26 protein-coding genes are annotated in these 25,377 nt (G+C 62.6%); 8 read left to right on the top strand and 18 right to left on the bottom strand.

Annotated elements, in window-relative coordinates:
* Positions 1-70: 70 nt before the first annotated feature.
* From Q8K09_RS09490 to Q8K09_RS09460, 7 genes are all read left to right on the top strand, one after another.
* A complete protein-coding gene (locus tag Q8K09_RS09490; protein ID WP_305254718.1) occupies positions 71-604 on the top strand; it encodes an iron transporter in 534 nt (177 codons plus the stop codon).
* Positions 605-628: 24 nt separating this feature from the next.
* Positions 629-1,999: a 4Fe-4S binding protein gene (locus tag Q8K09_RS09485; protein ID WP_305254717.1), complete on the top strand. Its 1,371-nt coding sequence runs from the start codon at positions 629-631 to the stop codon at positions 1,997-1,999.
* A 144-nt stretch (positions 2,000-2,143) separates the two neighbouring features.
* Entirely contained in the window at positions 2,144-2,821 is a 678-nt protein-coding gene (locus tag Q8K09_RS09480) for a Crp/Fnr family transcriptional regulator (RefSeq protein WP_305254716.1), read from the top strand.
* Between the two features lie 92 nt (positions 2,822-2,913).
* On the top strand, positions 2,914-3,360 hold the full coding sequence (locus Q8K09_RS09475; RefSeq protein WP_305254715.1) for a putative zinc-binding protein: 447 nt from the start codon (positions 2,914-2,916) through the stop codon (positions 3,358-3,360).
* 202 nt (positions 3,361-3,562) lie between these two features.
* Positions 3,563-4,075, top strand: coding sequence for a DnrO protein (locus Q8K09_RS09470; RefSeq protein WP_305254714.1), 513 nt, complete (start codon positions 3,563-3,565; stop codon positions 4,073-4,075).
* A 133-nt stretch (positions 4,076-4,208) separates the two neighbouring features.
* Positions 4,209-4,892 carry a Crp/Fnr family transcriptional regulator gene (locus Q8K09_RS09465; protein ID WP_305254713.1) on the top strand — a complete coding sequence of 228 codons (684 nt, stop codon included), beginning with the start codon at positions 4,209-4,211 and terminating at the stop codon, positions 4,890-4,892.
* Positions 4,893-4,922: 30 nt separating this feature from the next.
* Positions 4,923-5,114 (top strand): DnrP protein, encoded by a 192-nt coding sequence (locus tag Q8K09_RS09460; protein WP_305254712.1) that lies wholly within the window; start codon positions 4,923-4,925, stop codon positions 5,112-5,114.
* A gap of 96 nt (positions 5,115-5,210) precedes the next feature.
* Here Q8K09_RS09460 and Q8K09_RS09455 read toward each other — a convergent pair whose 3' ends face one another.
* From Q8K09_RS09455 to Q8K09_RS09430, 6 genes are all read right to left on the bottom strand, one after another.
* A complete protein-coding gene (locus Q8K09_RS09455) occupies positions 5,211-7,052 on the bottom strand; it encodes a nitric oxide reductase activation protein NorD (protein WP_305254711.1) in 1,842 nt (613 codons plus the stop codon).
* A gap of 91 nt (positions 7,053-7,143) precedes the next feature.
* Entirely contained in the window at positions 7,144-8,574 is a 1,431-nt protein-coding gene (locus Q8K09_RS09450) for a cbb3-type cytochrome c oxidase subunit I (RefSeq protein ID WP_305254710.1), read from the bottom strand.
* A gap of 3 nt (positions 8,575-8,577) precedes the next feature.
* Positions 8,578-9,018 carry a cytochrome c gene (locus tag Q8K09_RS09445; protein ID WP_305254709.1) on the bottom strand — a complete coding sequence of 147 codons (441 nt, stop codon included), beginning with the start codon at positions 9,016-9,018 and terminating at the stop codon, positions 8,578-8,580.
* Positions 9,019-9,182: 164 nt separating this feature from the next.
* Positions 9,183-9,440, bottom strand: coding sequence for a cytochrome C oxidase subunit IV family protein (locus Q8K09_RS09440; RefSeq protein ID WP_305254708.1), 258 nt, complete (start codon positions 9,438-9,440; stop codon positions 9,183-9,185).
* A 14-nt stretch (positions 9,441-9,454) separates the two neighbouring features.
* Entirely contained in the window at positions 9,455-10,042 is a 588-nt protein-coding gene (locus Q8K09_RS09435) for a cytochrome c oxidase subunit 3 (RefSeq protein WP_305254707.1), read from the bottom strand.
* Positions 10,026-10,805, bottom strand: coding sequence for a CbbQ/NirQ/NorQ/GpvN family protein (locus tag Q8K09_RS09430; protein ID WP_305254750.1), 780 nt, complete (start codon positions 10,803-10,805; stop codon positions 10,026-10,028). The genes Q8K09_RS09435 and Q8K09_RS09430 overlap by 17 nt, the downstream gene beginning before the upstream one ends.
* A 372-nt stretch (positions 10,806-11,177) precedes the next feature.
* Here Q8K09_RS09430 and Q8K09_RS09425 point away from each other — a divergent pair, with 372 nt between their 5' ends.
* Positions 11,178-11,492: a c-type cytochrome gene (locus tag Q8K09_RS09425; RefSeq protein WP_305254706.1), complete on the top strand. Its 315-nt coding sequence runs from the start codon at positions 11,178-11,180 to the stop codon at positions 11,490-11,492.
* Positions 11,493-11,582: 90 nt separating this feature from the next.
* Here the strand turns inward: Q8K09_RS09425 and Q8K09_RS09420 are convergent, their stop codons facing one another.
* The 12 genes from Q8K09_RS09420 to Q8K09_RS09365 all read right to left on the bottom strand — a co-directional run bounded on the left by Q8K09_RS09420 (position 11,583) and on the right by Q8K09_RS09365 (position 25,373).
* Positions 11,583-12,326 carry an SDR family NAD(P)-dependent oxidoreductase gene (locus Q8K09_RS09420; RefSeq protein WP_305254705.1) on the bottom strand — a complete coding sequence of 248 codons (744 nt, stop codon included), beginning with the start codon at positions 12,324-12,326 and terminating at the stop codon, positions 11,583-11,585.
* A 131-nt stretch (positions 12,327-12,457) separates the two neighbouring features.
* Entirely contained in the window at positions 12,458-13,648 is a 1,191-nt protein-coding gene (locus Q8K09_RS09415; protein ID WP_305254704.1) for an NnrS family protein, read from the bottom strand.
* Between the two features lie 432 nt (positions 13,649-14,080).
* Entirely contained in the window at positions 14,081-14,254 is a 174-nt protein-coding gene (gene tatA / locus Q8K09_RS09410) for a twin-arginine translocase TatA/TatE family subunit (protein WP_305254703.1), read from the bottom strand.
* Between the two features lie 47 nt (positions 14,255-14,301).
* Positions 14,302-14,844: a nitrous oxide reductase accessory protein NosL gene (locus tag Q8K09_RS09405; protein WP_305254702.1), complete on the bottom strand. Its 543-nt coding sequence runs from the start codon at positions 14,842-14,844 to the stop codon at positions 14,302-14,304.
* A gap of 81 nt (positions 14,845-14,925) precedes the next feature.
* Complete coding sequence (locus Q8K09_RS09400) at positions 14,926-15,756, bottom strand: ABC transporter permease (RefSeq protein ID WP_305254701.1); 831 nt, start codon at positions 15,754-15,756, stop codon at positions 14,926-14,928.
* Positions 15,753-16,679: an ABC transporter ATP-binding protein gene (locus Q8K09_RS09395; RefSeq protein WP_305254700.1), complete on the bottom strand. Its 927-nt coding sequence runs from the start codon at positions 16,677-16,679 to the stop codon at positions 15,753-15,755. Before Q8K09_RS09395 ends, Q8K09_RS09400 begins: the two co-directional genes overlap by 4 nt.
* Positions 16,676-17,950, bottom strand: a complete 1,275-nt coding sequence (locus Q8K09_RS09390; RefSeq protein WP_305254749.1) for a nitrous oxide reductase family maturation protein NosD — start codon at positions 17,948-17,950, stop codon at positions 16,676-16,678. The genes Q8K09_RS09395 and Q8K09_RS09390 overlap by 4 nt, the downstream gene beginning before the upstream one ends.
* 122 nt (positions 17,951-18,072) lie before the next feature.
* Entirely contained in the window at positions 18,073-19,959 is a 1,887-nt protein-coding gene (gene nosZ / locus Q8K09_RS09385; RefSeq protein WP_305254748.1) for a TAT-dependent nitrous-oxide reductase, read from the bottom strand.
* Positions 19,960-20,060: 101 nt separating this feature from the next.
* Positions 20,061-22,220 carry a transcriptional regulator NosR gene (gene nosR, locus Q8K09_RS09380; RefSeq protein ID WP_305254699.1) on the bottom strand — a complete coding sequence of 720 codons (2,160 nt, stop codon included), beginning with the start codon at positions 22,218-22,220 and terminating at the stop codon, positions 20,061-20,063.
* Between the two features lie 471 nt (positions 22,221-22,691).
* Positions 22,692-23,939, bottom strand: coding sequence for an acyl-CoA dehydrogenase family protein (locus tag Q8K09_RS09375; RefSeq protein ID WP_305254698.1), 1,248 nt, complete (start codon positions 23,937-23,939; stop codon positions 22,692-22,694).
* Positions 23,940-24,192: 253 nt separating this feature from the next.
* On the bottom strand, positions 24,193-24,633 hold the full coding sequence (locus tag Q8K09_RS09370; RefSeq protein ID WP_305254697.1) for a CopD family copper resistance protein: 441 nt from the start codon (positions 24,631-24,633) through the stop codon (positions 24,193-24,195).
* 41 nt (positions 24,634-24,674) lie between these two features.
* Entirely contained in the window at positions 24,675-25,373 is a 699-nt protein-coding gene (locus Q8K09_RS09365; protein WP_305254696.1) for an anaerobic ribonucleoside-triphosphate reductase activating protein, read from the bottom strand.
* Positions 25,374-25,377: the final 4 nt, after the last annotated feature.

Raw genomic sequence — 25,377 nt, 5'->3', positions numbered from 1 at the left:
AATCATTATCATTAATTCGTGAAGACCTAAGCTAGGCCGCAACCAAGCCAACGCTCAGAGGAAAACGTCAATGCGCGCCCAACTGCCCTTCTCACTTGCCCTGCTACTGGTAGCGACACTCGCCCAGGCCAAGGAATACACCATCGGCGAGCCCCAGCAATGCGCCGGTATGGCGGTGGGAGCCGTGTACCTGCAACCGATAGAAATGGACCCTCCGGGCATGATGCGCCCCAGCGCCGACTCCGACGTGCACCTGGAAGCCGATATCAGCGCCCTGAAGAACAATCCCCACGGCTTTCAGGAAGGCAGCTTCGTGCCCTACCTGAATGTCTCCTTTGTGCTGCGCAAGGTCGGTAGCGACGAAGAACTCAAGGGCGACTTTCACCCCATGGTCGCCAACGACGGCCCGCACTACGGCGATAACCTCAAGCTATTCGGCCCCGGCAAGTACCGCTTGACCTACAGCATCCTGCCGCCGGGTGGCGCGCACGCCATGTTTGGCCGGCACACCGACAAGGAAACCGGTGTGGCGCCCTGGTTCGAGCGCTGCGAACTGCACTACGCGTTCACCTACGCCGGTATCGGCAAAAAAGGCGGTTATTGAGTCGAGCGCGTCTGGGAGATCGCGATGTCTGTGAACACTGTGATTGGGGGCTTTGGCGACGCCTTGCGCCGACATGGCCGGCTGATCCGCGGCCTGCAGTGGGCGGTGATAGTCGCCTATGGTCTGCTACTGGTCACCCCGGCGCTGCTGCCTCTGCCGGACAGCCAGGCACGCATTTTCGACAACCTGACCCTGCTCGCCCAGTTCATTTTCTGGGGTCTCTGGTGGCCCTTCGTGCTGCTCTCAGTCGTGCTGTTCGGTCGGCTCTGGTGCGGCGTGCTCTGCCCCGAAGGCGCGCTCAGCGAGTGGATCAGCTGGCGTGGCCTGGGCCGTGGCACGCCGCGTTGGATCCGCTGGGGCGGTTGGCCGACCCTGGCGTTTATCCTCACCACTGTTTATGGCCAGTTGATCAGCGTCTACGACTATGCCCAGGCGGCCTTGCTGATTCTTGGCGGCTCGACCGTGGCGGCGATGCTGGTGGGTTTTCTCTATGGCCGCGGCAAGCGTGTCTGGTGCCGCTATCTGTGCCCGGTCAGCGGTGTGTTCGCCCTCCTCGCCCGCCTGGCGCCGCTGCACTACAAGGTCGACGAACAGCGCTGGCTGGACAATCCGCCACCCCGCCAACCGCCGCCCAACTGCGCGCCACTGCTGGATATTCGCCGCATGCAAGGCGGCGCCGATTGCCATGCCTGCGGACGCTGCAGCGGACAACGCGATGCAGTGCGTCTGAGTGTGCGCTCGGTAAACGACGAAGTGCTGATAGTCGGCGTCCGCCATGCCGGCCATTGGGACAGCCGCCTGCTGTTGTTTGGCGTGATTGGCCTGGCCATGGGCGCTTTCCAGTGGACGGTCAGCCCCTGGTTTATCGCGCTCAAGCAGGCAACGGCCAGTTGGTTGGTCGAACGCGACATCTACTGGCCGCTACAGGCCGATGCACCCTGGTGGCTGCTGACCCATTACCCGCAGGCCAACGACCTGTTCAACTGGCTCGACGGCCTGCTGATCCTCACTTACCTCAGCGCCAGCACGTTGCTGCTCGGCGGCGGCCTGTGGTTGTTGTTGCGGGCGGCAGCCTACGTGGTGGGGCGCAGCGGGAATGTCTTCGAGCACCTGGCGCTAAGCTTGATTCCGCTGGGCGCATGCGGGTTGTTTCTCGGTCTTAGCGCCACCACCGTCAAGCTGCTGCGTTATGAGGGGCTGGCGCTGGCCTGGGCGCAACCGACCCGCGCCGCTCTGCTCGTCGGCGCGATTGCCTGGAGCCTGTGGCTCGGCTGGCAGGTGCTTGGCCGGCATGCTGCCTGCGGGCTGAACCGGCTCGCGGCTTTTACCTGCCTGCTGCTGGCCTCGGCATGGGTCGGCTATGGCTGGTGGTTGCAGTTCTGGGGCTGGAGTTGAGCGGTATCGACAGCCGCCGAACGCACCCTCCTCTCGTCCTGCCGGCACGCAGCATCTGGACTTGTTTGAAATCAAGGAAGCCGCGGCTATCGAGCCTCTAGCATGCAAGCCCGAGCAATCCCCCGCTGAGTTGAGGGCGAGACCATGCTGACCGAACCATCACTAGTCGCAGCGTTGCGCCGCCATCATTTATTCAGCAGGCTGCCGGAGGCGGCACTGCAGGATGTGTGCGCCGCGGCCAATCTCAAGCGATTGCCTGCGGGGGCCTCGCTGTTCCACCAGGGCGACAAGGCCGATCGTTTCTACGTTGTCTTCAGCGGCCAGGTGAAACTGCATCGAGTGGTCTGCGACGGTCAGGAAAAACTGGTTGAAATCATCCGCGCCGGTGAATCCTTTGCCGAGGCGCTGCTGTTCACTGGCGTGCCGCACTACCCGGTCAGCGCCACTGCACTGAAGACTTGCCAGATCGCCAGCCTGCACGGCGCACAGTACCGGCGGCTGCTGGAAGAGCATCCGAGTATCTGCCTGGATATTCTCGCCACCCTGAGCATTCGCCTGCACCAGCGGCTGAACGAAATCGACACCCTGACCCTGGCCAATGCGAGCCACCGGGTTAGACGTTTTCTGGCCCAGGCCCAGGAAGAAGGTAACGGGGTGATCATGCTCGATGTACCGAAGCGCTTGATTGCCTCCAAGCTGGGCATCCAACCGGAAACCTTCTCGCGCATCCTGCATCGGCTGATCGACTCGGGTGTGATTGCCGTACAGCGTCGACGCATCGAGATCATCGACCTGCAGGGGCTGAGCAATTACGAAGACTAGTAGGCCACAAATCCAGAATTGACTCTGGTCAACGTCAGCTGCCGCACGTGGTTCAGACTAAGCAGACTTTTGACGCTTGGAGGGCGTGCGTAATGTCCAAGACAACTCTCCCCCTGGTTTACGCCTGCTCGGGCTGCTCCAACGTGGCACAGCTGGCCAATACCGTCGCCGTGCGCCTGGATCGTGCAGGTCTGGCGGAGATGTCCTGCATCGCAGGCGTCGGTGGCCATGTTCAGGCGCTGGTGAACAAGGCCCGCTCGGGCCGACCGATCCTGGCCATCGACGGCTGTCCCCTGCATTGCGCCAGCGCCTGCCTGGCCCAGCACGGCATCGGCGCCGACGTACATATCACCCTGAGCTGCTATGGCCTGCGCAAACGCTACCGGGAAGATTGCAGCACGGCAGAAGCCGACGCGCTGTTCGAGGACATGAGCCGCATCATCGCCAGCGGTCTCGACCAACCGGGGGGCGCGCAAGCCGGATTTGCGGCGCACCAGGCACTGCCGAATCGAGCCGCAGACACCCAAGCGTCGAAGTGAGCGGCTCGACACTGGCCTTATGGTTAAAGCGCCCCGGCTGGTATTTACAACCCTGCAATGGCGCCGTCACATTCATAATTTACAGCAATTAAACCTTTAAATTCAATAACTTGCATATTGCGCGCGGTTTATAGAAGGATAAGCATGGATGGTTCTCCATGACCGCGACATGAGTTGCATGACCACCATACCGGGAGTCTCCATGAAAAAAGTTCTGCAACCACTAGCCTGGTACCTGGTCCTGACCTCGGTAGTGGCCATGGCCAGTGGCATCGCCCTGAGCGTCGTCACCAACATGGCCCTGGCCGCCAGCATCGACCACCATCACGGTGCCAGCGAGCATCTGCCACTGCCGCCGCCAGGGCAGAAATGGGCCACCGATGCACCCTTGCGTGAGGGCATGGCGCACATCCGTAAAGCGCTTGAGCAGGCGTTGCCGATAAGTCAGGCGCCCATCAGTGATGCCCAGGCCACCGAGCTGTCACAGGCCATAGAAACCGAGGTTGCCTCGATGATCAGCCACTGCACCCTGCCGGAAAAAGCCGATGCGACGCTGCACGGCCTGCTCGGTGAACTGCTGCAAGGCAGCGAAGCCTTGCGTGCTGATGCCGACCGTAAACAGGCCATGTTGCATTTACTGGTGACACTCAACCGCTATCCGCAGCTGTTCGACGATCCTGCTTGGCAAGCGCTGGCCGTGCCCGAGCAGCATTGAGTTACAACAGCCCGCCATCCGGGTTGTCTAGTACCTCGTACCACGCAAGACCGAGCCTGCCCCGTCACGTTGACAGGCCAGACTCCAGGTCGCCCAGGGCCGACCTTCACGCCACACAATCAGGATGTCCTTTATGGTGCTTCATCGCGTTCATCACCAGATTCTTCGCAGTCATCATTTGTTCGAGCCGTTGAATGAAGAGCAGATGGATGAACTGATGAGCACCAGCCAGCTGCTCAGCCTCGACAAGGGCGAGCCCTTGTTTCGCCAGGGCGAGCCGGCCCATTCGTTCTATTTCGTCATCGCCGGCGCGGTGAAGATCTACCGCCTCACGCCGGACGGGCAGGAGAAGGTGTTCGAGGTCATAGGCAATCGGCAAACCTTCGCCGAAGCCATGATGCTGATGGACACGCCCAATTACGTCGCCTCGGCCGAGGCGGTGTGTCCTACCCAGCTCTACCGCATCGCCAACAGCACCTATATGCGCTTGCTGCAGAGCAACAGCCGGCTGACCTTTGCCCTGCTCGGCAAGCTCTGCGTGCGCCTGCACCAGCGGGTCAACGAGATCGAAACCCTGTCGCTGAAAAACGCCACCCACCGCGTGGTGCGTTACCTGATCACCCAGCTCGCGCGCCAGCCGGACGCGAGCAACAGCTTCGAACTGCCAATGGCCAAGCAGCTGATTGCCGGGCACCTGTCGATCCAGCCGGAGACCTTCTCACGGATCATGCGCCGCCTGATCGACGAGGACATCATTACCCAGGAAGGTCGGCAGATCGTGATTCTCGATCGCCTGTGCCTGGAGCAGTTCGAGTGAAGCCTCGGTCTTCAGCAGTGAGCAGTCAGCATGCCTAAATGCCTGTATTGCCAACAAGACAATCCCCCCCAGCAAGCCGAGTGCGGCAATTGCGGCATGCCGCTGCCGGCGCTTGCCGACGGCGCGGGCGAACGTCGGCAACGGCGGTTTATGTGGTTCTGCATCGGCTTGACGGTATTTTGCGCAGTGATGGTCGTCTGGTTGCCGCGCAGCATCGCCTGACCTTACGAGCCAACTTACGCTTCGATAATCGCGGCCAAGGCCCCTCCTACAAGAGCAACGCAGCACTCCTGTGGGAGGGGCCTTGGCCGCGATTGGCTACGCCTGGGTCAATTGCCGATATAACTGCGGCAGGCGTAGCGGCAATTGTTGCGGTTGGCGGATCTGGGTGTAGCCATTGGCGCCGAACATGTACGGCAGGTAATCGCCGGCTTGGCTGTCGATGGTGATGCAGAACGGCAACAGGCCCTGGCGCCGCGCCTGCAGCACCGCTTCGCGGGTGTCTTCCACGCCGTAACGGCCCTCGTAGAGATCCAGATCATTGGGCTTGCCATCGGTCACCAACAACAGCAGCTTGCGCCGCTGCTTGCAGGCACCGAGCAGCACGCTGGCCTGGCGGATGGCCGCGCCCATCCGGGTGTAATAGCCGGGCTTGAGGGCTTGAATGCGCCCGCGGGTATTGTCGTCGTAGCGCTGCTTGAAGGATTTCAGTTCGAGCATGCGCACCTGCTGGCGACGCAGGGACGAGAAGCCGTAGAGGGCGAAATCGTCACCCAACGCCGACAGGGTTTCGCCGAACAACAGCAGGCTGTCGCTGATCACCTCGATCACCCGATGCTGATCGTCCAGATGGGCATCGGTGGACATCGACACATCCGCCAGCAGCAGGCAGGCCAGGTCGCGCCGGGTTGGCCGTTGCTCCATAAACAGGCCGCGCTCGGCGCACTGGCTATGCTGGCGCTCGACATGAAAATCCAGCCAGGCCTGCATATCCAGCTCCGAGCCTTGGGGTTGCTGACGCAGCCACTGACGGTCGTTGCGCAGGTGCTCGAACTGCCGGCGCAGGCGCTTGGCCAATGGTGCCAGGCGCGGCGGCAAGGGCTGCGCTTCGCTGCCGCGCGGCACCATCATCTGCAGGTTGACGAAGTCCTCGCGCAGGCTGTGCTGGCGATAGTCCCACTCCGGCAGTTTGATGCCCTCGCCCAGCGGAATGTCGTCGACATCCGCCGGCGGCAGATCGAGGTGCAGCTTGAGCCCGCCGCCCTTGCGCAGGCGCTGCTTGGACAGCGCCAGTTCGTCGAGATCCTCGGCGACCCGTGCGGCGTCCAGGTCTTCGCTGTCGTCGGTGCAGCGATCCAGCTCTATATGCTCGGACCAGCTGAACAGGTTTTCCAGGCGAAAGATCATCAGGCCGCCCTTGCGGGTGCTCTCCTCGACCCGCTTGGCGCGCTTGGGGCCGCCCTTGCTTTCGCCCGGCGGGGTCAGCAGATTGCCCTCACTGTCCTCGCCCAGCTCGCAGGCCTGGGGTTCGCCGAGGTTTTCCGCCGGGTACAGCCACAGCGGCAATGGCCAGGGGGCCAGCTCGCTGCGTGGGAAGTGCTCGACACTGCCCGGCTCGCGCAGGGCCTGACAGAGCGCGATCTCCAGCTCGGCCTCGCCCTTACCCAACGACGCGAGGTCCGGGCGCACCTGCAGATGGGCCTCGACCAGGCGCTGGTAGCGCGGGCGCAAGGCCGGGTAGGCTTCCAGTAGTTGCCGGGTCCAGCGCTGGTTATCGCGCGCCCAGTGGCGCATCTCCCCCGCTTGCGCAGCCAACAGCGCCAGCCAGCGATAGAGATCCTGATTCAGCGCGACCTCGGGGTACACCGCCAGGCTTGGCGGCAGGCGCAGGTTGTTGGCATCACACCAGGCCACCGGTAGTTGCTTGCAGGTGCCGGCCACCTGTTGCAGCACACTGCGCCGCAACATCAGGTCGCGCGGGCTGGCGGCCTGCACCCCGACCCCGCTGGCACCGCCCATGGCGCGGAACAGCAACGCCAGGGGCCGCTGCATGCTGGCCAGCTCGACCCGTGCCTCGGGAAAATCCGGACTGGCGCGGCGGGTGATAAAGCGGTGCCAGACGCTGCCCACCCACTCTTCCAGTTCGACGGTAAACGCCATCTGTTTCACCTTGTTCGCTATGCTCCGCAGAGCCAAATGCAAAAACGGCCCGCTGTATTAGCCGGGCCGTGACTTATCTAGCGCTCAGCTATCAAGCCGAAACGACCAAGGCGGCTTCATCACGGGCGGTGGCCCGACCGCGCTGCTTGAAGCTGTACAGGTAGCAAATCAAGCCGATCAGGAACACCACCCCAGCCACCAGCCGCAACCAGAAGAACACGGCCAATTGGTCGACAGTGTTCATGAACGACATGGCTGTGCCATCCATCGGTAAACGTTGCAACTGGATCTGCACCACGCCGGCAGCGGTGAGGAACAGGGTGATCGCCACCATCGACAGGGTCATCAACCAGAAGCCCCAGATCTCGATGCTCTGCGCCCGCTCGTCCGATGCCTCGCCAAGCCCACGCAGGCGCGGCATGGCGTAGCTGATCATGGTCATCACGATCATCGCGTAGGCACCATAGAACGCCAGGTGACCATGGGCCGCCGTCAGTTGCGTACCGTGGGTGTAGAAGTTCACCGGGGCCAGGGTATGCAGGAAGCCCCACACGCCAGCGCCGAAGAACGCGGTCACGGTACAGCCCTTGGCCCACAAGGTGGCTACGCGGTTGGGGTGTTGTCGACGCCGATTACCGACCATGGTGAAGGCGAACAGCACCATGGCGAAGAAGGGTATCGGCTCCATCGCCGAGAAGATCGAGCCGACCCACAGCCAGACCTCGGGCGCGCCTATCCAGAAGAAGTGGTGACCGGTGCCGAGAATGCCGGTGATCAGGGCCATGGCGATGATCACATACAGCCATTTCTCGACCACCTCACGATCCACCCCAGTGACCTTGATCAGGACGAAGGCGAGCATCGCACCCATGATCAATTCCCACACCCCTTCCACCCACAGGTGCACCACGAACCACCAGTAGTACTTGTCGCGCGCCAGGTTTTCCGGGTTGTAGAAGGCAAACAGGAAGAACACCGCCAGACCGATCAGGCCGGTCATCATGACCATGCTGATGGTGGTCTTGCGGCCCTTGAGCATGGTCATGCCGATGTTGTAGAGAAAGCCCAGGCAGACCACCACGATGCCGATTTTGGTGATAGTCGGTTGCTCGAGAAACTCCCGGCCCATGGTCGGCAGCAGCTCGTTGTAGGTCATCTCCGCCAGCCCCGCATAAGGCACGAACAGATAACCGAGAATGGTCAGCACGCCGGCGGCGGCGAACACCCAGAACAGGATCATCGCCAGCAGCGGGCTGTGCAGTTCGCGGTCGGACTCCTCGGGAATCAGGTAGTAGGCCGCGCCCATAAAGCCGAACAGCAGCCAGACGATCAGCAGGTTGGTGTGCACCATGCGCGCCACGTTGAAGGGAATCAGCGGGAACAGGAAGTCACCGACCACATACTGCAGGGCCATGATCAGACCGAACAGAACCTGGCCGACGAACAGCATCAGGGCAAACACAAAGTACGGCTTGGCCACGGCTTGCGAGGCGAATTTCAGATGGGGATTGGCAATGGTCATCTATCAGCCCTCCTTGTTTGGCGGCCAGTCGTTGGTATCGATCTTCGAAGTCCACTTGAGGAACTCCGCCATATCGTCCACTTCCTGCTCGGTCAGATTGAATTGCGGCATCGCCCGGCGGCCTGGGACACCCAGCGGTTGCGCCTTCATCCAGGCATGCAGGAAGGGCTTGAAGGCCGCGTCCTCGCCACGCCGAGTGAATACATTGCCCAGTTCAGGCGCGAAGTAGGCACCCTCGCCCAACAGGCTGTGGCAGCCGATGCAGTTGTTGTTTTCCCAGACTGCTTTACCGCGCACCACCGACTCGTTCATCTCCGAGGCATTGGTGCGTTCCGGAAAGGTCTGCTCTGTGTGATAGGTCAGGGCCAGGAACACCAGGAAGAAGAACACGCTCCCCCCAAAGTAGATGTTCCTGGCCATGCTCTTGGTGAAGGTCTCTGACATGGTCACTTCCTCTTTGCTTGGCGTGACCATTCTAGAAAGCTTGCTAACGAAATCTGCTTGATGGCGATCAAGAAAGCCCTATCAAATCGGTCGGATATAGCGCAAGCGAGTATTCGCAGGCTGAGACGCAGGCCGGACATGCAGAAGGCTTGTCCGTCATTGGGCTACGAGGACAACTGCAACGCCAGCAACACGCCCAATGCCATCGTCAGCGGCCAGGCCAGCAGCAGCCAGCGCCACAGGCGCGGCGCATGACGCAGCTCCATAAAGCCGTCGGTGATCAGCCAGGCCTTGCCCAGGGCCGCGAACAACACAGCACTGGCCACCAACAGGGTCGCCCCGCTATTGCCCAGCTGCACGCTGGTCACGGACAGCACGGCCAGGGCCAGCCAGCAGGCGATCAGGGTAGTCGAAGCGGACATGGCGACCTCCTTGGTCAATTCAGGACATAGACCAGCGGGAACAGCAGCACCCAGACCAGATCGACCATGTGCCAATAGAGCACCCCGGACTCCAGTGCGCTGCAATTGCCCGGCCCATAGAGCCGGCGCCGACAACGTTCGGCCAGCCAACCAAGAATCACCAAGCCGAGCAGCACATGGACGAAATGAAAGCCGGTGAGGATCCAGTACAGGGTGAAGAAGGTGTTGTGCTCCATGCCCAGCCCGGCCCCGGCCAGATGGCTGTACTCGCCGAGCTTCAGCCACACATAGACGCTGGCCGACAGCAGTGCCGCCAGCAGCAACCATGCGCCACGCCGCGCTCGCGCCTGGCGCACCTGCTCCTGGGCCAGCGCGGCGAACAGGCCGGATGTAAGCAGGCTCAGGGTCAGCGCCAGGCCGGTGGAACTGTCGAGTAGCAGGCGGCTGTCGTGGAACAGCTGCGGCTGCAAGGCCTGGGCCACCGCGAAGGTGAGGATCAGCAGGGCGAACACCGTCAACTCGGCGAGGATGAAGAACCACATCGCCAGGTCGCCCGGCAGGTGCCGAGCCGGGCTGGCGACACGTTCAAGCGAAGTGGACATCGACTACATCCATCAGCGCGGCGACGGTCTGCGGATCATCCGACAGCGGCTCGGCCAGGCAGGCCAGGCAGGCATCACGGGGGCTCATGCCGGCGCCGATCATCCGTGCGGCGAAGATCAGCAGGCGGGTCGAGGCGACCTCCTCCAGATCATGCTGTTCCAGTCGGCGCAGCGCCTGCCCGAGCTTGACCACCTGCGCGGCCAGCTTGGCACCGACCCGCGCCTCGTTGGCGACAATGCGTTCTTCCTCGGCCACCGGCGGATAAGCGAAACGCAAGGCAACAAAACGCTGGCGGGTACTCGGCTTCATGCCCTTGAGCAGGTTCTGGTACCCAGGGTTGTAGGACACCACCAGCATGAAACCCGGTGGCGCGCGCAACACCTCGCCGGTGCGTTCAAGGTACAGCTCGCGCCGGTCATCGGCCAACGGATGCAGAACCACGGCGGTGTCCTGGCGCGCCTCGACCACTTCGTCCAGGTAGCAGATGCCGCCCTCGCGCACCGCGCGGGTCAGCGGACCGTCCTGCCACCAGGTGCCTTGGGCGCCGATCAGATGGCGACCGACCAGGTCGGCGGCGCTCAAGTCGTCATGGCAGGCCACGGTGTACAGCGGCAAACGCAGGCGGTGCGCCATGTACTGGACGAAGCGGGTCTTGCCGCAACCAGTCGGGCCCTTGATCAGCACCGGCATACCGTGCTGCCAGGCCTGTTCGAACAGCACTTGTTCATTGCCCAGCGGTTGGTAGAACGGCGCATCCAGCACGGCCGCCGTGTCGACGAGTTTCACAGGTGCATTCACAGTCAGTACCTCAGCGAGGTGATTAATCATGCCTGCACGCTACCCGCGACCAGCCGCTGCCCTCAAGCCGCGTGCGGGCCACTCTTGATTGCGGTCAAGCCCATCGGCAATCCGCTTGGTTATGCTGCCCGTAGCGCTAAATTGACCGCTCGCTGGACCTGACCGATTCACATCCCTGCCCTGCAACTGCTGCTGTCGGTGCTTGTTGATGGGGCATCAATCAGCACCTGCTGCAAGCGGTGTAGGCCGCGCCAGAAGAAGACGCATAACAGAAATTGCAGCGCAAATTGGCAGGGCTTGTGCCCTGCGTTCTATAGCCTTGAGGAAATAATCGTCATGAAGAAAATCCTGCTCCCCTTGCTCGTCCTGGGGGCCGCGCTGAGCGTGCAGCCCGTCTTCGCCACTGACGCTGAAGCGCTGTTCAAGAGCAAGCCCTGTGCGGCGTGCCATAACGTAGACATGAAGATGGTCGGCCCGGCACTTAAGGAAGTTGCCGCCAAGTACGCCGGCACCGAAGGCGCTGTCGACTTGCTGGCCGGTCATATCAAGAATGGCAGCCAAGGCGTCTGGGGACCGATGCCGATGCCGGCTAACCCGGTCACCGACGAAGAAGCGAAGATCCTCGCCGAGTGGGTGCTGAGCCTCAAGTAACCTGCTGCAGGGCGCCAGACTCCTGGCGTTTCCCCTGCCCGCCTTCTCTAACTGTCGGAGCCCTTTGGCTCCGACAGTTTTGACCATGGCTCAGCTTAAGCCGTAGCCGTTATCGACTACCCAATCCTGGCCATAGACACCGCGCGCACCGGCCGACAACTGGAACAGGATCACGCTGGCGACAGCCGCCGCATCGAGAAAGTGGCCCGGCAGCAGGCGTTTGCTGACGCTGTCGGCGACCTCATCCAACTGCTCGTCGCTCAACCCCAGGCTGCCCCAGATCGCAGTTGCCGTAGGTCCGGGAGAAACCAGATTGATGCGCACACCGACTGGCGCCATTTCCACCGCGAGGGTGCGCGCCTGGGCGCTAAGTGCCGCCTTGCTGGCGATATAGGCGGCCAGGCCGGGAAACGTCGTGCGGGTGAGAAAGCTGCTGATGAACACCACCGAACTGGGCGTCGCTAGCGTGTCGCGCAGCGCCGCCAGGGTATTCAATGCGCCTGCCCCATTGACTGCCCACTGTCGATCGAATGCCGTCAGGTCGAGGCTATCGGCCAGTTCGGCGATGCCCGCGTTGGGCACCAGATAGTCCACCTGTCCCAGTTGCGCGGCGCGCTGGCCGAGGCTGGCCAGGTCTCCGCTCGAGGTGACATCACCGGCATGCCAGACCAGGCGCTCGGGATAGCTTACCTGCAGGTCTTGCAAGCCGCCCAGGCTGCGCGACATGGCCAGCACCCTGGCGCCGCTTTGCAGCAAAGCGGCACATAGTGCCAGGCCGATACCTGAACTGGCGCCGGTGACGACGGCCAAACGATCTTGAAATTCGGTTTTCATCAGCTTCTCCGATGCCCGGCAGTGCCGAGCGGCAAGGCCGCCCATGCGCAAGGCACAGGCGAGCGGATATCAATGACCAGACAGCGCGGTGCACGCGTTACTGCATGAGCAGACGGGCGGCGAACAGGCTCTCAGCCCGGGTGACCATCGACCCGTGGCCTGACCAGCATCGGCCCATAGCACCAGGCATAAATGGCCAACGCCAACGACCAACCACCGGCCGATAGCCACAACCCTTCCTGCGGCCAGAGCGGATACACCAAGACCCGCGCCACGCAAGCCAAATTGAACACCACCAGGGCCGCAGCCATGCCGGCCGGCAGTTGTAATGGCCGCCCGGTATGCCCCAGGGTCACGCGGGCGAGCATGGCCAGAATCAGCCCACTCATGGCGCCCATGGTCAGGCCATGCAAGGCCGGGCTGGACGTGGCCAACAGACCGGCATGCCACAGCGCCAGGCCGACACAGGCAACGACCAGCCAGAGCATCGCCAGGTGCAGCGACCACAGCAACGGCAGCGTCCAGATCGCCTTGTCGTACCAGCGTGCCAGGCGCAGCAGATGCCCCGCCGCCAGCGCCAGAAACAACCCGGCCAATAATGGCTGGGCCTGCAGGGCTACACCGCTGGCGTAGAGCGCGGCGATCAGGCCGGTGCCGAGCAGCAAGGCAATGTCCAGCCACAGCCAGGGTTTAAGCGCATCGAGCCGACCCAGGCCGCGCTGGGTGAAGAAGGGAATCACCCGGCCACCGATCAGGCCCATCAGCGCCGCGACCAGCCACAAGCCCGCCAACACGCCACGCCGCTGCAACTCATCGTCGCCCTGGGCCAGGCCGGCCAAGAGCAAGGCATTGGCTGCAGCCAACAGGCACAACAGCACAACGATCGGGTAGTTGCGCTTCTGCTGTACCACCCAGAGCATGCGCGCCATCAGGGCAGCTACTGCGAGCAGAAAACTGAGGTCGAGCGGAATCAGCAGCAGCGACGGCAAGTCGAACAACCAGCCCAGTCGTGCGGCCAGCCACAGCCCGGCGAGTAGCATCAAACGCGTGCCACTCAGGCCCGGCTGACCGGTCCAGGTCTGCACCGCGGTGAGCAGAAAACCCGCCACTATGGCGGCGGCGAAGCCGAACAGCATTTCGTGGCGGTGCCAGGCGAGCCAGCCACCGGCGGGCTGCCAGCCGGGCCCGTGGCCGCTCCAGGCCAGCACCCAGAGAACAATGGCGAGCAACGCATACAGGCTGCCGGCAAGGAAGAACGGGCGAAAGGCAAGACGCCAGATGGGCGGGATACTCAGGGCGGTACGCCGGTCGAGAACGTGCATGGCAAGGCTCCTGAAAAGGTCATCAAGCGCCCGGCAAGCAGCGGCCAGCCGGGGCATTTCAGCTGCAAGGAAAGCGGCAGCCGTTAGGTTCTTTTTACAGGGAGGAAGGGCTTTGGCGACTTGACCGCGATCAGCTTTGCGCGCCAGGCACATAGATCGCGCTGAGCGAACGCGAGGGTCGCGTCCATCGCCAGGGACTTCGAATGGAGGCTCATAGCGGTCAGGGTCGCTACTTCAGGCAAACGTAGGCCATAGGAACAACCGCACCATCTTCGACGGAGCACTGTCGCGTAGCAAACTGGGTAGGAGCCAGAGGGACGCCGGATCGCCGGATCGCCGGATCGCCAGCAAGCTGGCTCCTACGGGAAATGTCATAACCCATAAAATCAATAAGATACGGGCCGGGCTATTTGGCAGACCGGGAGCAACAGGCTACGGCTGCTTGGTCGATTCCGGCTGTTGCGGCGCATCGTCGCTGCCCATCGATTTGCGAAAGCCACCGATCGCCCCGCCAATATCGGAGCCCAGCCCGCGTAATCGCTTGCTGCCGAACAGCATGACCACGATCAGCAGAATGATCAGAAGTTGCCAGATGCTGATACCCATTTTGAGCTCCTACCTTGCGAATAATGGCAAACCTTTACGACCTGCACTCAATGCGTGGCTCGCCCGTGCATACCCACATGCTGGGTAGCGGCGGCCTGTTGCAGCACGTCCTGGTCGATCTCGTCGAAGCGTAACACCCGAGCGCCGTGGATGGCGGCCAGTTTACGCGCCGCCTGCTCATCGGCAAACGAGGCCAGCACCGCGCCCATGGCGCCTTTCAATCCGCTATCGCCGAGGCCGACCACGTAGAAGGCGCTGGTGGCATCGATCAGGTTGCCGTCGTCGGGCTTGGCCCACTCGCTACGACCCATGTCGTGCACGTAAAGCTTGGCAGTGCCGATGCGATTTTCCGGTTGCAGCCACCAGCCGAGCATTTCGGCGGCGGAACAGAATTTCTTGACGCTGGCCTTCTCCATCGCCTGACCTTTTGGCCCGGGGAAATCGGTGATGATCATGCCGCACACGTGACACTCGTCAGTGTCGTGAAAAGCCACCGGGGCAAGGCTCTGCTGCTCGCTTTCAGGCTCGCTGCAGGCCAGCAGCGCCAGACCGATCACTAACGTCAAAAGGGTTTTAAACAGGGTTTTCATGGTTACTCCTTAATGCTTAAAAAGATCTCGTAGGGTGCGCCGTGCGCACCAGGGCAAACGCCGGCGCGGCGCAGGCAAGAATCACGTCGGCCGCCGCAGAAACAGCCAATAGGCCAACAGCAGCGGCGCGCCAACCCACAGCAGCAGGCACAGCCAGAGCAAACCGCTGCCAACCGGCAGGTCTCCGCCCAGGGCCATCACGCCGACGGCGCTACCGCCGCCCTCGAAGCCGGACAGATTGATCAGCCGGTAGACGTCGGCGGGGTTAAGCAGCAACAGCCAGGGCAGCAGATCCGGGTTGAACTTGCCCTGGCTCAGTACCAGCAGCGCCAGCAGGGCCAGGTCGAACACCAGCACGAAGAGGAACCACACGCCCAGGGCCAGGCCGGCGGCGCTGGATTTCTCGCTGACCTTGCTGCTCAGCACATAAGCCATGGCCAGAAACACCCAACCGAGCAAGGTGCTGGACAGCATGAAGCGGCCGAAGGCCCAGGCCAGCAGGCCCAGTTCGACGTCCTCGACCAGCACGGCGATGGCCAGCGCCGCGCAGCCGAATCCGATCAGGGTGGCCAACGCGAGGATCAAACCGTGGCCGACGAACTTGCCCAGCAGCAACTGGCCGCGGCCCAGGGGATAGGTCAGCAACAGCATCAGGGTGCCGGCCTCGTCCTCGCCGACGATGGCGTCATAGGCCAGCAGCAAGGCAATCAGCGGCACCAGAAAGGTCGCCAGGCTGGCCAGGCTGGCGATGGTCGCCGGGATCGAGGTGAAGCCCAGTTGCCCGGAGGCCGCCGCGCCGAGCCAGGCGATGCCCACCGCCAGCACCGCGAACAGCAGGCTGATGGCCAGCAGCCAGCGGTTGCGCAGGCCGTCACTGAGTTCCTTGCGCGCGATATTCCAGATTTGGCTCATGCCACGCCCTCCCCGGCCTGAATACTCTGGGCCTTGTCCATGTAATGCCGGTACAGATCCTCCAGCGAAGGCTGGTGGATCTCGATGTCCTGCGCCTCGCCCTCGCCGAGCAACTGGCGCAGCAGGCCGAGCTTATGGCCGTTGATCGCCACCACTTCGACGCCATCGACGCCGACCGAACGGGCTTGATGGCCGTCAGCGTGCCAGCGCTGCAACAGCTGTGCGCTCTGTTTCAGCCCGCTGGCGCGGATCACCGCCGGCAGGCCGGCGTCTTCGCGCAGCCTGGCCAGGCTGCCGACTGCCTGCAGGCGACCATGGGCGAGAATCGCCGCGCGGTTGATATGCGCCTCGACCCCCGGCAACACATGGGAGCAAAGGATGATGCTGGTGCCCTGCTGGCGCAGGCGGTCGACCAGTTGGTAGAGGTCCTGGGTAGCGATGGGATCGAGGCCGACCGTGGGCTCATCCAGCAACAGCAGCCGCGGCGCGCCGAGCAATGCCTGGGCCAGGCCGAGACGCTGGCGCATGCCCTTGGAGTAGGTCTTGACCCGGCGTTCCATGGCCTCGGCCAGGCCGACCTGCTCCAGCAGTTCGTCTACCTGGCTCAGCGGCGCGCCCTTGAGCCTGGCGAAATGGCGCAGGGTTTCGCGGCCGCTGAGCTGGGCGTAGAAGGTCACGTTCTCCGGCAAGTAGCCGAGCTGCTGACGCACCAGTGCATCGTTCGGACTGCGCCCGAGCACCTGCACCCGGCCGCTGCTGGCCTGCAACAGGCCGAGAATCAGTTTCATGCAGGTGGTCTTGCCGGCGCCGTTGTGGCCGAACAGACCGAGTACTTCGCCTTCGCCCAGGCTCAGGTTCAAGTCGTGCAGCACGCTCATGTTGCCGTACTGCTGGCTGACGCCTTCGATTTCGACGGCATTCATGGGGTTGGCTCCTGGCGGTTTTGCAGCAGATCGGCGGTGGGCAGCTGCATCAGTGGGTAGCTGTCCTGCACGCCAGGGGATTTCATCACCGGAAAAGCGCGCTGTACCCAGCGCAGCAGTTCGATGCTCGGGCTGTTCATCAACAGGCGCACCTGCGGGTACAGCCACAGCAGACGGTCGACGTTGTCGTTGGGTTCGTAGGCAACATCGCCCAGGCCGTCGTCGTTGCGATCCCAGCCCAGGTAGTCGCTCCAGTAGTTGCGGGACCATTCCTGGGTGCGCACCGCGACGTACTTGACCTGTTGCTGGTTGTCGACAAAGGCGTTACCGACGATGCGGTTGTCCTCAGAGCCGGCGGTCAGGTGAATGCCCAGGGCGCTGCGTTCAAAGTGGTTATGCTCGATGCTGTTGAACAGCGAGTTGTAGATAAACAGTGCCTTGCCTTCGGCGCCGGAGATCATGCTGTCGCCGGTCGAGCCACTGCGCACGTCGCTGACAAAATTGTCGCGGATGGTCGAATAGGTGATGTAGTTCATCAGGATGCCGTAGTTCTCGTCCTGCTCGGAGCGATTGCCGATCACCGTCAGCTTGCGACTCTGCATCAGCGCATAGCCAGTGCGGGTGCGCCGGGTGGTGTTGCCAAGCAGCTGATTGTCGTTGGCGAACATGTAGTGCACGCCGTAACGCAGGTCCTCCAGGGTATTGCCTTCGAGCAGGTTGCCGTTGGAGGTATCGATGTAGATACCGTCGCGAGCATCGCGCACCTGGTTGCCGATGACCTTGGCGCCGTGCACTGCATACAGGTGAATGCCGTTGCCGCGATCCTGGGAACGGATGCTCGGATCGCCCTGGATGCTGTTGCCGATCAGGCTGACGTCCGCCGTGCCATCGACCCAGATGCCGAAGCCCGGCCCTTGCAAGCGGTTGTTCTTGATCAGCGCGCCATGGGCCTTGGGCTGGATAAATATGGCGGCGTTCATGGCGGTCATATCGCGGCCCCAATCGAGCAGCGTGCAGCCCTCGATGGTCACCTCGGGCGCGCTGATGATCAGGCCGTTACCCTGCCCTTGGCCCTGCAACACGGCGCCCGGTTCGCAGCGGATATGCATCGGCTGATCGACGCTGAACGAACCCTGATACTCGCCGGCGGGCAGGCGCCAGCGGTTGTCGCCCTCCGCCTGTAGCGGCAGCGCGGTGATGGGTAGCGGCGCCGCCTGAGCAGCGCCGCAGAGAATAAGCAGCAATAGTGCGCTGGCGTGCAGCCATGCCATTGCCTGGGTGTTTAACACGGCGGTTTACCTTGAGCCATTTAGCGGTGAGTCCGTAGCCCGGATGCAATCCGCGCTACGGGGTTGGATCGCCAGCAAGCTGGCGCCTACAGGAGGCCGTGTCGTTACGCCGGTTCGACCAGCATGCGTCCGACCATTTCCATGTGCAGGGCGTGGCAGAACCAGCTGCAGTAGTACCAATGCAGGCCGGGCTTGTCGGCGATAAAGGTGATTGACGAGGTCTGCTGGGCGCTGATCTCCATGCTCACACCGTGGTTGGTCATGACGAAGCCGTGGGATACGTCTTCGATCTGGTCGATGTTGGTGATGGTCACGGTGACTTCATCGCCCTGCTTGACGTTGAACTCGGTGAGGCCAAAGGACGGCGCCATCGAGGTCATGTACACGCGGACCTTATTGCCCTCGCGGATCACCTTGTTGTCGGCTTCCAGGTTGATGCCGTCCTTCTTCGCCCGTGCGACGGTCGGTGCGAAGAACGGATCGTCACGGTCCCAGATCTTCTTGGTCTTGATCTGGTCGCGGCGCGCCAGGATGCAGTCATGCGGTTCGGCGAAGGTCGGGCCGTCGTGCACCAGCTTCATTTCATCGCCGGAAATATCGATCAGCTGATCGTTCTCCGGGTGCAGCGGGCCGACCGGCAGGAAGCGATCCTTGGAGAACTTGCTCAGCACAATCAGCCATTTGCCATCGGCGTCACTGGTTTCGCAGAGGGACGCGTGGTTGTGCCCCGGGTTGTAGTGCACATCGAGCTTCTGCTTGATGTAGTTGACCTTCTCGCCCTTGTAGGCGCGCACGGCCTCCGCCATGTTCCACTTGACCACCTGGCTGTCGATAAACAGCGTGGTGTAGGCGTTACCGCGGCCGTCGAAGGTGGTGTGCAACGGACCAAGACCGAGTTCCGGCTCGGCGGCGATGGTGTCGCGCGGGTCCTTGAGCTTGTCGTCGAACAGGTCGTCGAGCTTGGCGATCTCGATCATCGAACAGGTTGGCGACAGCTTGCCGTTGGCGATGAAGTATTTGCCGTCGGACGAGGTATTCAGGCCATGCGGGTTCTTCGGCACCGGGATGTAGCGGGTGAACGCGCTGTCCTTGTCGCCCTTCTTGCGCCCGTCGAGTATCGGCACCTTGGAGTCGCCCAGGGTGATGAACTTGCCGGCCTTGACCGCTGCCTCGGCGCGTTCGATATGGAATACCACCACCCAGTCGCGCTCGTTGCGCATCATGCCGCCGAGGTCGAAGGCCTTCTCCGAGTTGTAGCAGGTGGCTGCGGCATAGCGGCCGCTGTAGTCGGCATCGGTGTTATCGAGGTTGCCGTCGACGATGATCTGGAAGGCCATTTCCATCTTCTCGGCGTCGATGACGTTGTACATGGTGTAGCTGTTTTCATCCTGCAGGTCGAAAACCTTGCCATCGTTGGGGTGCGGAATGACGTACTCGGCGTTGGCGAACACGTACTTGGTATAGGGCACCTTCTGCAGACGCAGGCCGTGGATGGCCTGCACGTTGGGCACGGTGAGCATCTTGTCGCACTTCATGATATCCAGACGGATACGCGCGACCCGGCTGTTGGCCTTGTCGTTGATGAACAGGTACTTGCCGTCGTATTTGCCGTCGGTCATCGAGATGTGTGGGTGGTGGCAGTCGCCGTTCTGGAACTTGGCGCTGTCACCCATGATGTGCTTGCTTTCATTGGTCAGGCCCCAGCCGGTGGCCGAGTCGACGTTGAACACCGGGATACGCATCAACTCGCGCATCGAGGGCACGCCCATCACCCGCACTTCGCCCTGGTGACCGCCGCTCCAGAAACCGTAGTAGTCATCCAGCTCGCCGGGACCGACATGGATCTTCGATGTCGACTCCTTGACCGCTGCGGCCCAGGATTCCCGGGTCATTACCGCACTGCCCAACGCTGTCGCGCCGACCAGAGCTGCGCCGGTCATGGCGCTGGCGCCGAGGAAGCCGCGGCGGCTCAACCCGGCTTTCTCCAGCATTTGCGCCTGCTCTTGGCTATCGATCACCAGCGTGTTCTTCGGTTCTTTATCGCTCACGGGTTCTGCTCCTTGACTGGATAAATACGGCCGCGCTCACGCGGTTAACGGGTTCGTTCAGGGACGACTACTTGCACTACAGGTATCAACTCGGCGCTGACAGGCGCCTTCTTGCTGCGTTTCTTCTGCTTGAGAATCAGCGGCGGGCACTTGTCGTCGTTGTGATAGGTCATCTGGCAATCGAGGCAGTAGTGGCACTCGTTGGCATTGATATGGCCGTCGGGGTGGATCGCCTGGATCTCGCATTCCTTGGCACACAGCTGGCACGGATTGCCGCATTCCTTGCGGCGCTTGAGCCAGTCGAACAGGCGGAATTTGCTCGGGATGGCCAGCGCCGCGCCCAGCGGGCAGACATAGCGGCAGTAGACCTTGCGGGTGAAGATGTTGATCACCAGCAGCAGCACCGCGTAGAGCACGAACCACCACTGGCGGTCGAACTTGAGGGTGATGGCGGTCTTGAACGGCTCCACTTCGGCGAAGCGCTCGGCAGTGGACAGCGATTCCAGGGACAGGCCGAACAGCAGCAAGAGGATGATGTACTTGATCGCCCACAGCCGCTCATGCACCGCAAAGGGCAGCTCGTACTGGGGGATTTTCAGTTTGCGCGCGGCCTCGTTGATCAGCTCCTGCAACGCACCGAAGGGGCACAACCAGCCGCAGAACACGCCACGGCCCCAGAGCAGGATGCTGGCCGCGGTGAAGGTCCAGATAATGAAAATGATCGGGTCGGTGAGAAACAGCTCCCAGCGGAAGTCCTGCACCAGGGCATGCACGAAGGTCAGCACGTTGACCACCGACAACTGGCCCAAGGCGTACCAGCCGATAAACACCACGGTGAACATCAGGTAGCCACGCCGCAGCCAATGCAGGAAATGCGGGCGCTGGGTGAATTTGTCCTGGAGGAACAGGATCATCGTAAGCAGCAGCAAGGCGATGAGTATCACGCCGATCTGGAAGCTCTTCTGGTACCAGATATTCAGCCACAGCGGCCGGTTGGCCTCCTCGATGGCAGCCAGCTCGGCGGCGGTGGGCTGCGGCCGCTCGAGGTACTCCTCGGGCATCTGATAGGCCAGTTCGAAACTGCTGAAGATGCCGCTGATCGGGCCGGTCTGGCGCTTGACCAGCAGTTCAAGGGTCCAGGGTGAGCCAGGATCGAAGCCATACGGCTCACGCACGATAAAGATCGCCATCTCGCCGAAGTCCGGCATGCCTTCGGCGTAGACATCGCTCAGGCGCTCAAAATCGCGGTCGTGGAAACTGATGGTGGTGCCGAACTGGCGCAATTGCACCCGATCGAAGATGCCTCCGCGCACATAACCTGAGCCCTTGAACGAATAGTCGCCGCTGCCCAGTACGGCAATCGCCTGCTCGCCGGGCTTGAGTGAGGCCATCAGCAGGCGGTACTGGTTGTCGCCCAGCAGGTTGCGGCCGATGGTCGGCGCATTCAGGTGAGTGGTGTAGAGGTCGATGAAGGTGTCGTCGACTTGCTCGGCGCTGGCCTCTTCAACGCCCTCGGCTTCACTGCCCTTGAACGCCTCGTCGACCTTGCCACGGGTCAGGTGCAGGCGGCGGATGGCACCATTACCGGTGAGCTGAGCCCAGTCGGCCGGTTGATAGAGATCCTCGCGCAGCGTCGCCGGCTTCTGCGCCAGGCCGGCATTATCCTCGACCAAGCCGAGCGCTACCGCCACCGTATGGGCGGCCCGCATCACCACCTCATTAACCACCATCACCGTGACGGTGGCGCCGGTCACCGCATCGACGGTCACCGCATTAGGATCACTGGAACGGCCAACCACCACCCGCTGGTTGACCTTGATGCCCTGGTACTTGGCGTTGAAGGCATGCAGCTTGGCTTCGGGAATGCCTATCAGCAGGATCGGCTCGTGGTGTTCGAGCACGTAGGCGTCCTGAATCACCCCGGCGGTGTCGAGGATCACCTGCATGTTGATCGGCTTGCCGGAGTAGGCCGGGATATCGATCACATCCAGGCTCTGGAACACATAGCCGAGCACCTCGTCGCCACTCGACAGGGTGCGTACCTTGAACTCGCCTTGCGGCTCGGAGGGGCTATCGGCCTGGGGAAAAACCAGATCGATGCGTTGTTGCTCGCTCTCGCCGTAGCTTTTTGCCTGCACGCCCTGCAGGGCAGCGAACAGCAGCCCCAGCAGGATCAGCAGCCGCACAGCCCATGAGTGTGGCATGCGAGAGGTCATCGGCAGGTGGCGGATCATTGGCGGTTCGGCTTATGCAGCGGGATTGTGCGGTTATGGTAGGGATGCCTCCTCGTACTGCCCTTGACCGCAATCAAGTTGCGAAAAACCGCCGCAGACCCGTAGGCAGGGTTAGGCGCCTGCCTCGTCGTCCATTGCATTGCACGTTCAATGGCGGCCCACCATTGCAGTCGGCCGGGCTAACGCATCCGGGCATCGGTGCGCACGGCGCACCCTACCCGGACCTTACGCCGCGCGCACCGAGTCCAGTCTCGTAGCCCGGATGCAATCCGGGAGCGATTTTGTGGGTGCCGGATTGCATCCGGGCTACGGGGTGTCTCGGCGGGCATCACCCGCCCTGAGTGCGCAGGCTCAGCCAACCTGCCGCGGTGAGCGTGACCCGATCAGCGTGATCCGATCAACGTGATCCGATCAACGTGACCCGATCCAACCAACGTCACGTTAGCTACCGTGAGGGGTCAGATACACAGCGCTCGCCCCACGCGAAGCCTCGCTGGCCTTGAGTTCCATGCGCGCGATGCTGCGCAGGTGCACCTGGTCCGGGCCGTCGGCGAAGCGCAGGGCGCGGCCGGTGGTCCACATGTCGGCCAGGGGCGTGTCCGGGGTCAGGCCCATGGCCCCGTAGACCTGCATGGCGCGGTCGACCACGCGGGTGTGCATGCCGGGCACCAGCGCCTTGATCATGGCGATTTCCTTGCGCGCGGCCTTGGCCCCGACTTCGTCAATCATCCAGGCGGTCTTCAGTACCAGCAGTCGCGCCTGCTCGATCTCGATACGCGACTCGGCGATCCAGTCGCCGATATTGGCGTACTGGTGCAGGTGCTTGCCGAAGGCCTTGCGTTCCTGGCAGCGCTCGACCATCAATTCCAGGGCCAGCTCGGCCATGCCGATCGAGCGCATGCAGTGGTGTACGCGGCCGGGGCCGAGACGCGCCTGGGCCATCATGAAGCCCGCGCCCTCCTTGACCAGCAGGTTGCCGACCGGCACCCGTACATTGCGCAGCAGCAGCTCGCTATGGCCTTCCGGGGCGATGTGGTTCATCACCGGGATATTGCGCAACAGCTCGACGCCGGGCGTATCGAACGGCACCAGAACCATGCTCTGCTGCTGGTGCGCGTCGGCATCCGGGTCGGTCTTGCCCATGACGATCAGCAGCTTGCAGTCGGGGTGCGAGGCATTGGTGATGAACCACTTGCGCCCGTTGATCACGTACTCGGCGCCGTCGCGGCGGATCAGGGTCTGGATATTGCTGGCATCCGAAGACGGCACATCCGGCTCGGTCATGGCAAAGGCCGAACGGATCGCACCATCGAGCAGCGGCAACAGCCAGCGTTCACGCTGCTCGGGGCTGGCGAACAGGTGCAGCAGCTCCATATTGCCGGTGTCCGGCACGCTGCAGTTGAACACCTCCGAAGCCCAATGCACACGGCCCATAATCTCCGCCAGCGGCGCGTATTCCAGGTTGCTCAGGCGGGTGCCTGGCTCATCAGCCTGCAACGACGGCAAGAACAGGTTCCACAGCCCCTCGCTGCGGGCCAGGGCCTTGAGATCGGCGATAAAGGGCACCGGAAACTGCCCTGCGCCGACGGCCTGGTGCCAGGCGCCGATGCGCGGCACCACATATACGTCCATGAAATTGTGCAGCTGCTGACGCAGCGCTTCGGTGCGTGGGCTGTAGGCGAAGTGCATGGCGAACCTCGAATTGATAATGGCTTGAGGTTTCACGTTAGGCCGGAAAACAGGAGAAACCCAGGATCTTCGAGCACCTGAATCGCTGCCCATCACAGCCGCGCAGCAGGCCACGAACCTTGACCGGGATCATTAGCGAAGGTGGTAAAGCTGTTAGGGCTTTTGTAGCCCGGATGCAATCCGGGAGCGGTGTTGCACGCGCCAAAGCTCCCCGGATTTCATCCGGTCTACGGGATCGCGGCCTTGGCTTCGATCACCACTGGATATAGAACATGCCCTTAGCCAGCAGCACGATGCCGAGCATCTGCGCCAGTACCGCCCAGTGCAGTTTGCGGTAGAGGCTCGGGTTCATGCGCCCGGAGCGCAGCAGCATGGCAACCAGGCCGAAGCTGAGAAATACGCTGACGGCCAGCACTATTTTCAGGCTCAGCAGCGTGGCGAAGCTGCTGGCGAAGGGGTTACTCAGGGCCTGGCGGTGATACCAGGCCAGGCCGAAGCCGGCACCGTAGACCAGCAACACCACCCAGTGCAGCACCGTGCGCGTGCGTTTACCGAGGGCCTGCTCCAGCTCGACCCGCGCGCCAGGGGCGAGTTGCGGCTTGACCTTGGCGAGGATGATCACCTCGAAGAACAGCGTGCCGATAAAGGCAATCGCCGCCAGCAGGTGCACGACATGCAGCAGTGAATAGCTCATAACAAGATCCTAATGATCGTAGGAGCCCAGCTTGCTGGCGATCAGTGATCACGCAATTCGAAATGCGGGAACAGTTGTGCCAGACGCAGCCACAGCTCGCTCGCCTCGTTGGGTGTCGCGGTCATGGGCAGCTCCGGGTCGAGCATGCGTGCGCTGCGCACCAGCTGCACGGCGAAGTGTTCGACGCCGAAGGCATGCAGGCGCTGGCCGATGCGCCAGAGCTTGTCCACATCCAGCAGGTGCCAATGCACGGTGGTGCGGCACTCGTAGGCCACGCCGCTGACCAAGAGGTGTTCCAGGCTACGCCAGTTGGCCTTGCCACTGCCGCTGACCCCGGTGATCAGCTCGGCATCCTCGGCCAGGGCCTTGATGTCGAAACCGACCCAGTCCGCCGCTTGCAGCGCCCAGGCAAAGGCCCAGGGCTTGATCCCGGCGCTGTGCAGGCCGACGCGAAAACCCAGCTGACGCACCTGCTCCATCGCCGGCACCAGGCCGCCTTGCAAGGTCGCCTCGCCGCCACTGAAGACCACGGCCTGCAGCAGTCCCTGGCGCCGCTGGAGGAAGTCCAGCACCTGCGACCAGGGGATTTCATGCTCGCCACGGGCCGCGATCAGGTCCGGGTTGTGGCAATAACGACAACGCCAGGCGCAGCCCTGACAGAACAGCACACAGGCCAGCAGCCCGGGATAGTCGAGGGTGGTCAGGGGCACCATGCCCCCGACCCGAAGCACTCTACTCACGCAG

Origin of the sequence: Pseudomonas sp. (assembly GCF_030683065.1) — a bacterium.
Lineage (GTDB): Bacteria > Pseudomonadota > Gammaproteobacteria > Pseudomonadales > Pseudomonadaceae > Aquipseudomonas.
The sequence above is the reverse complement of the archived record's forward strand: the minus strand, read 5'-3'. Positions and strand labels throughout refer to the sequence as shown.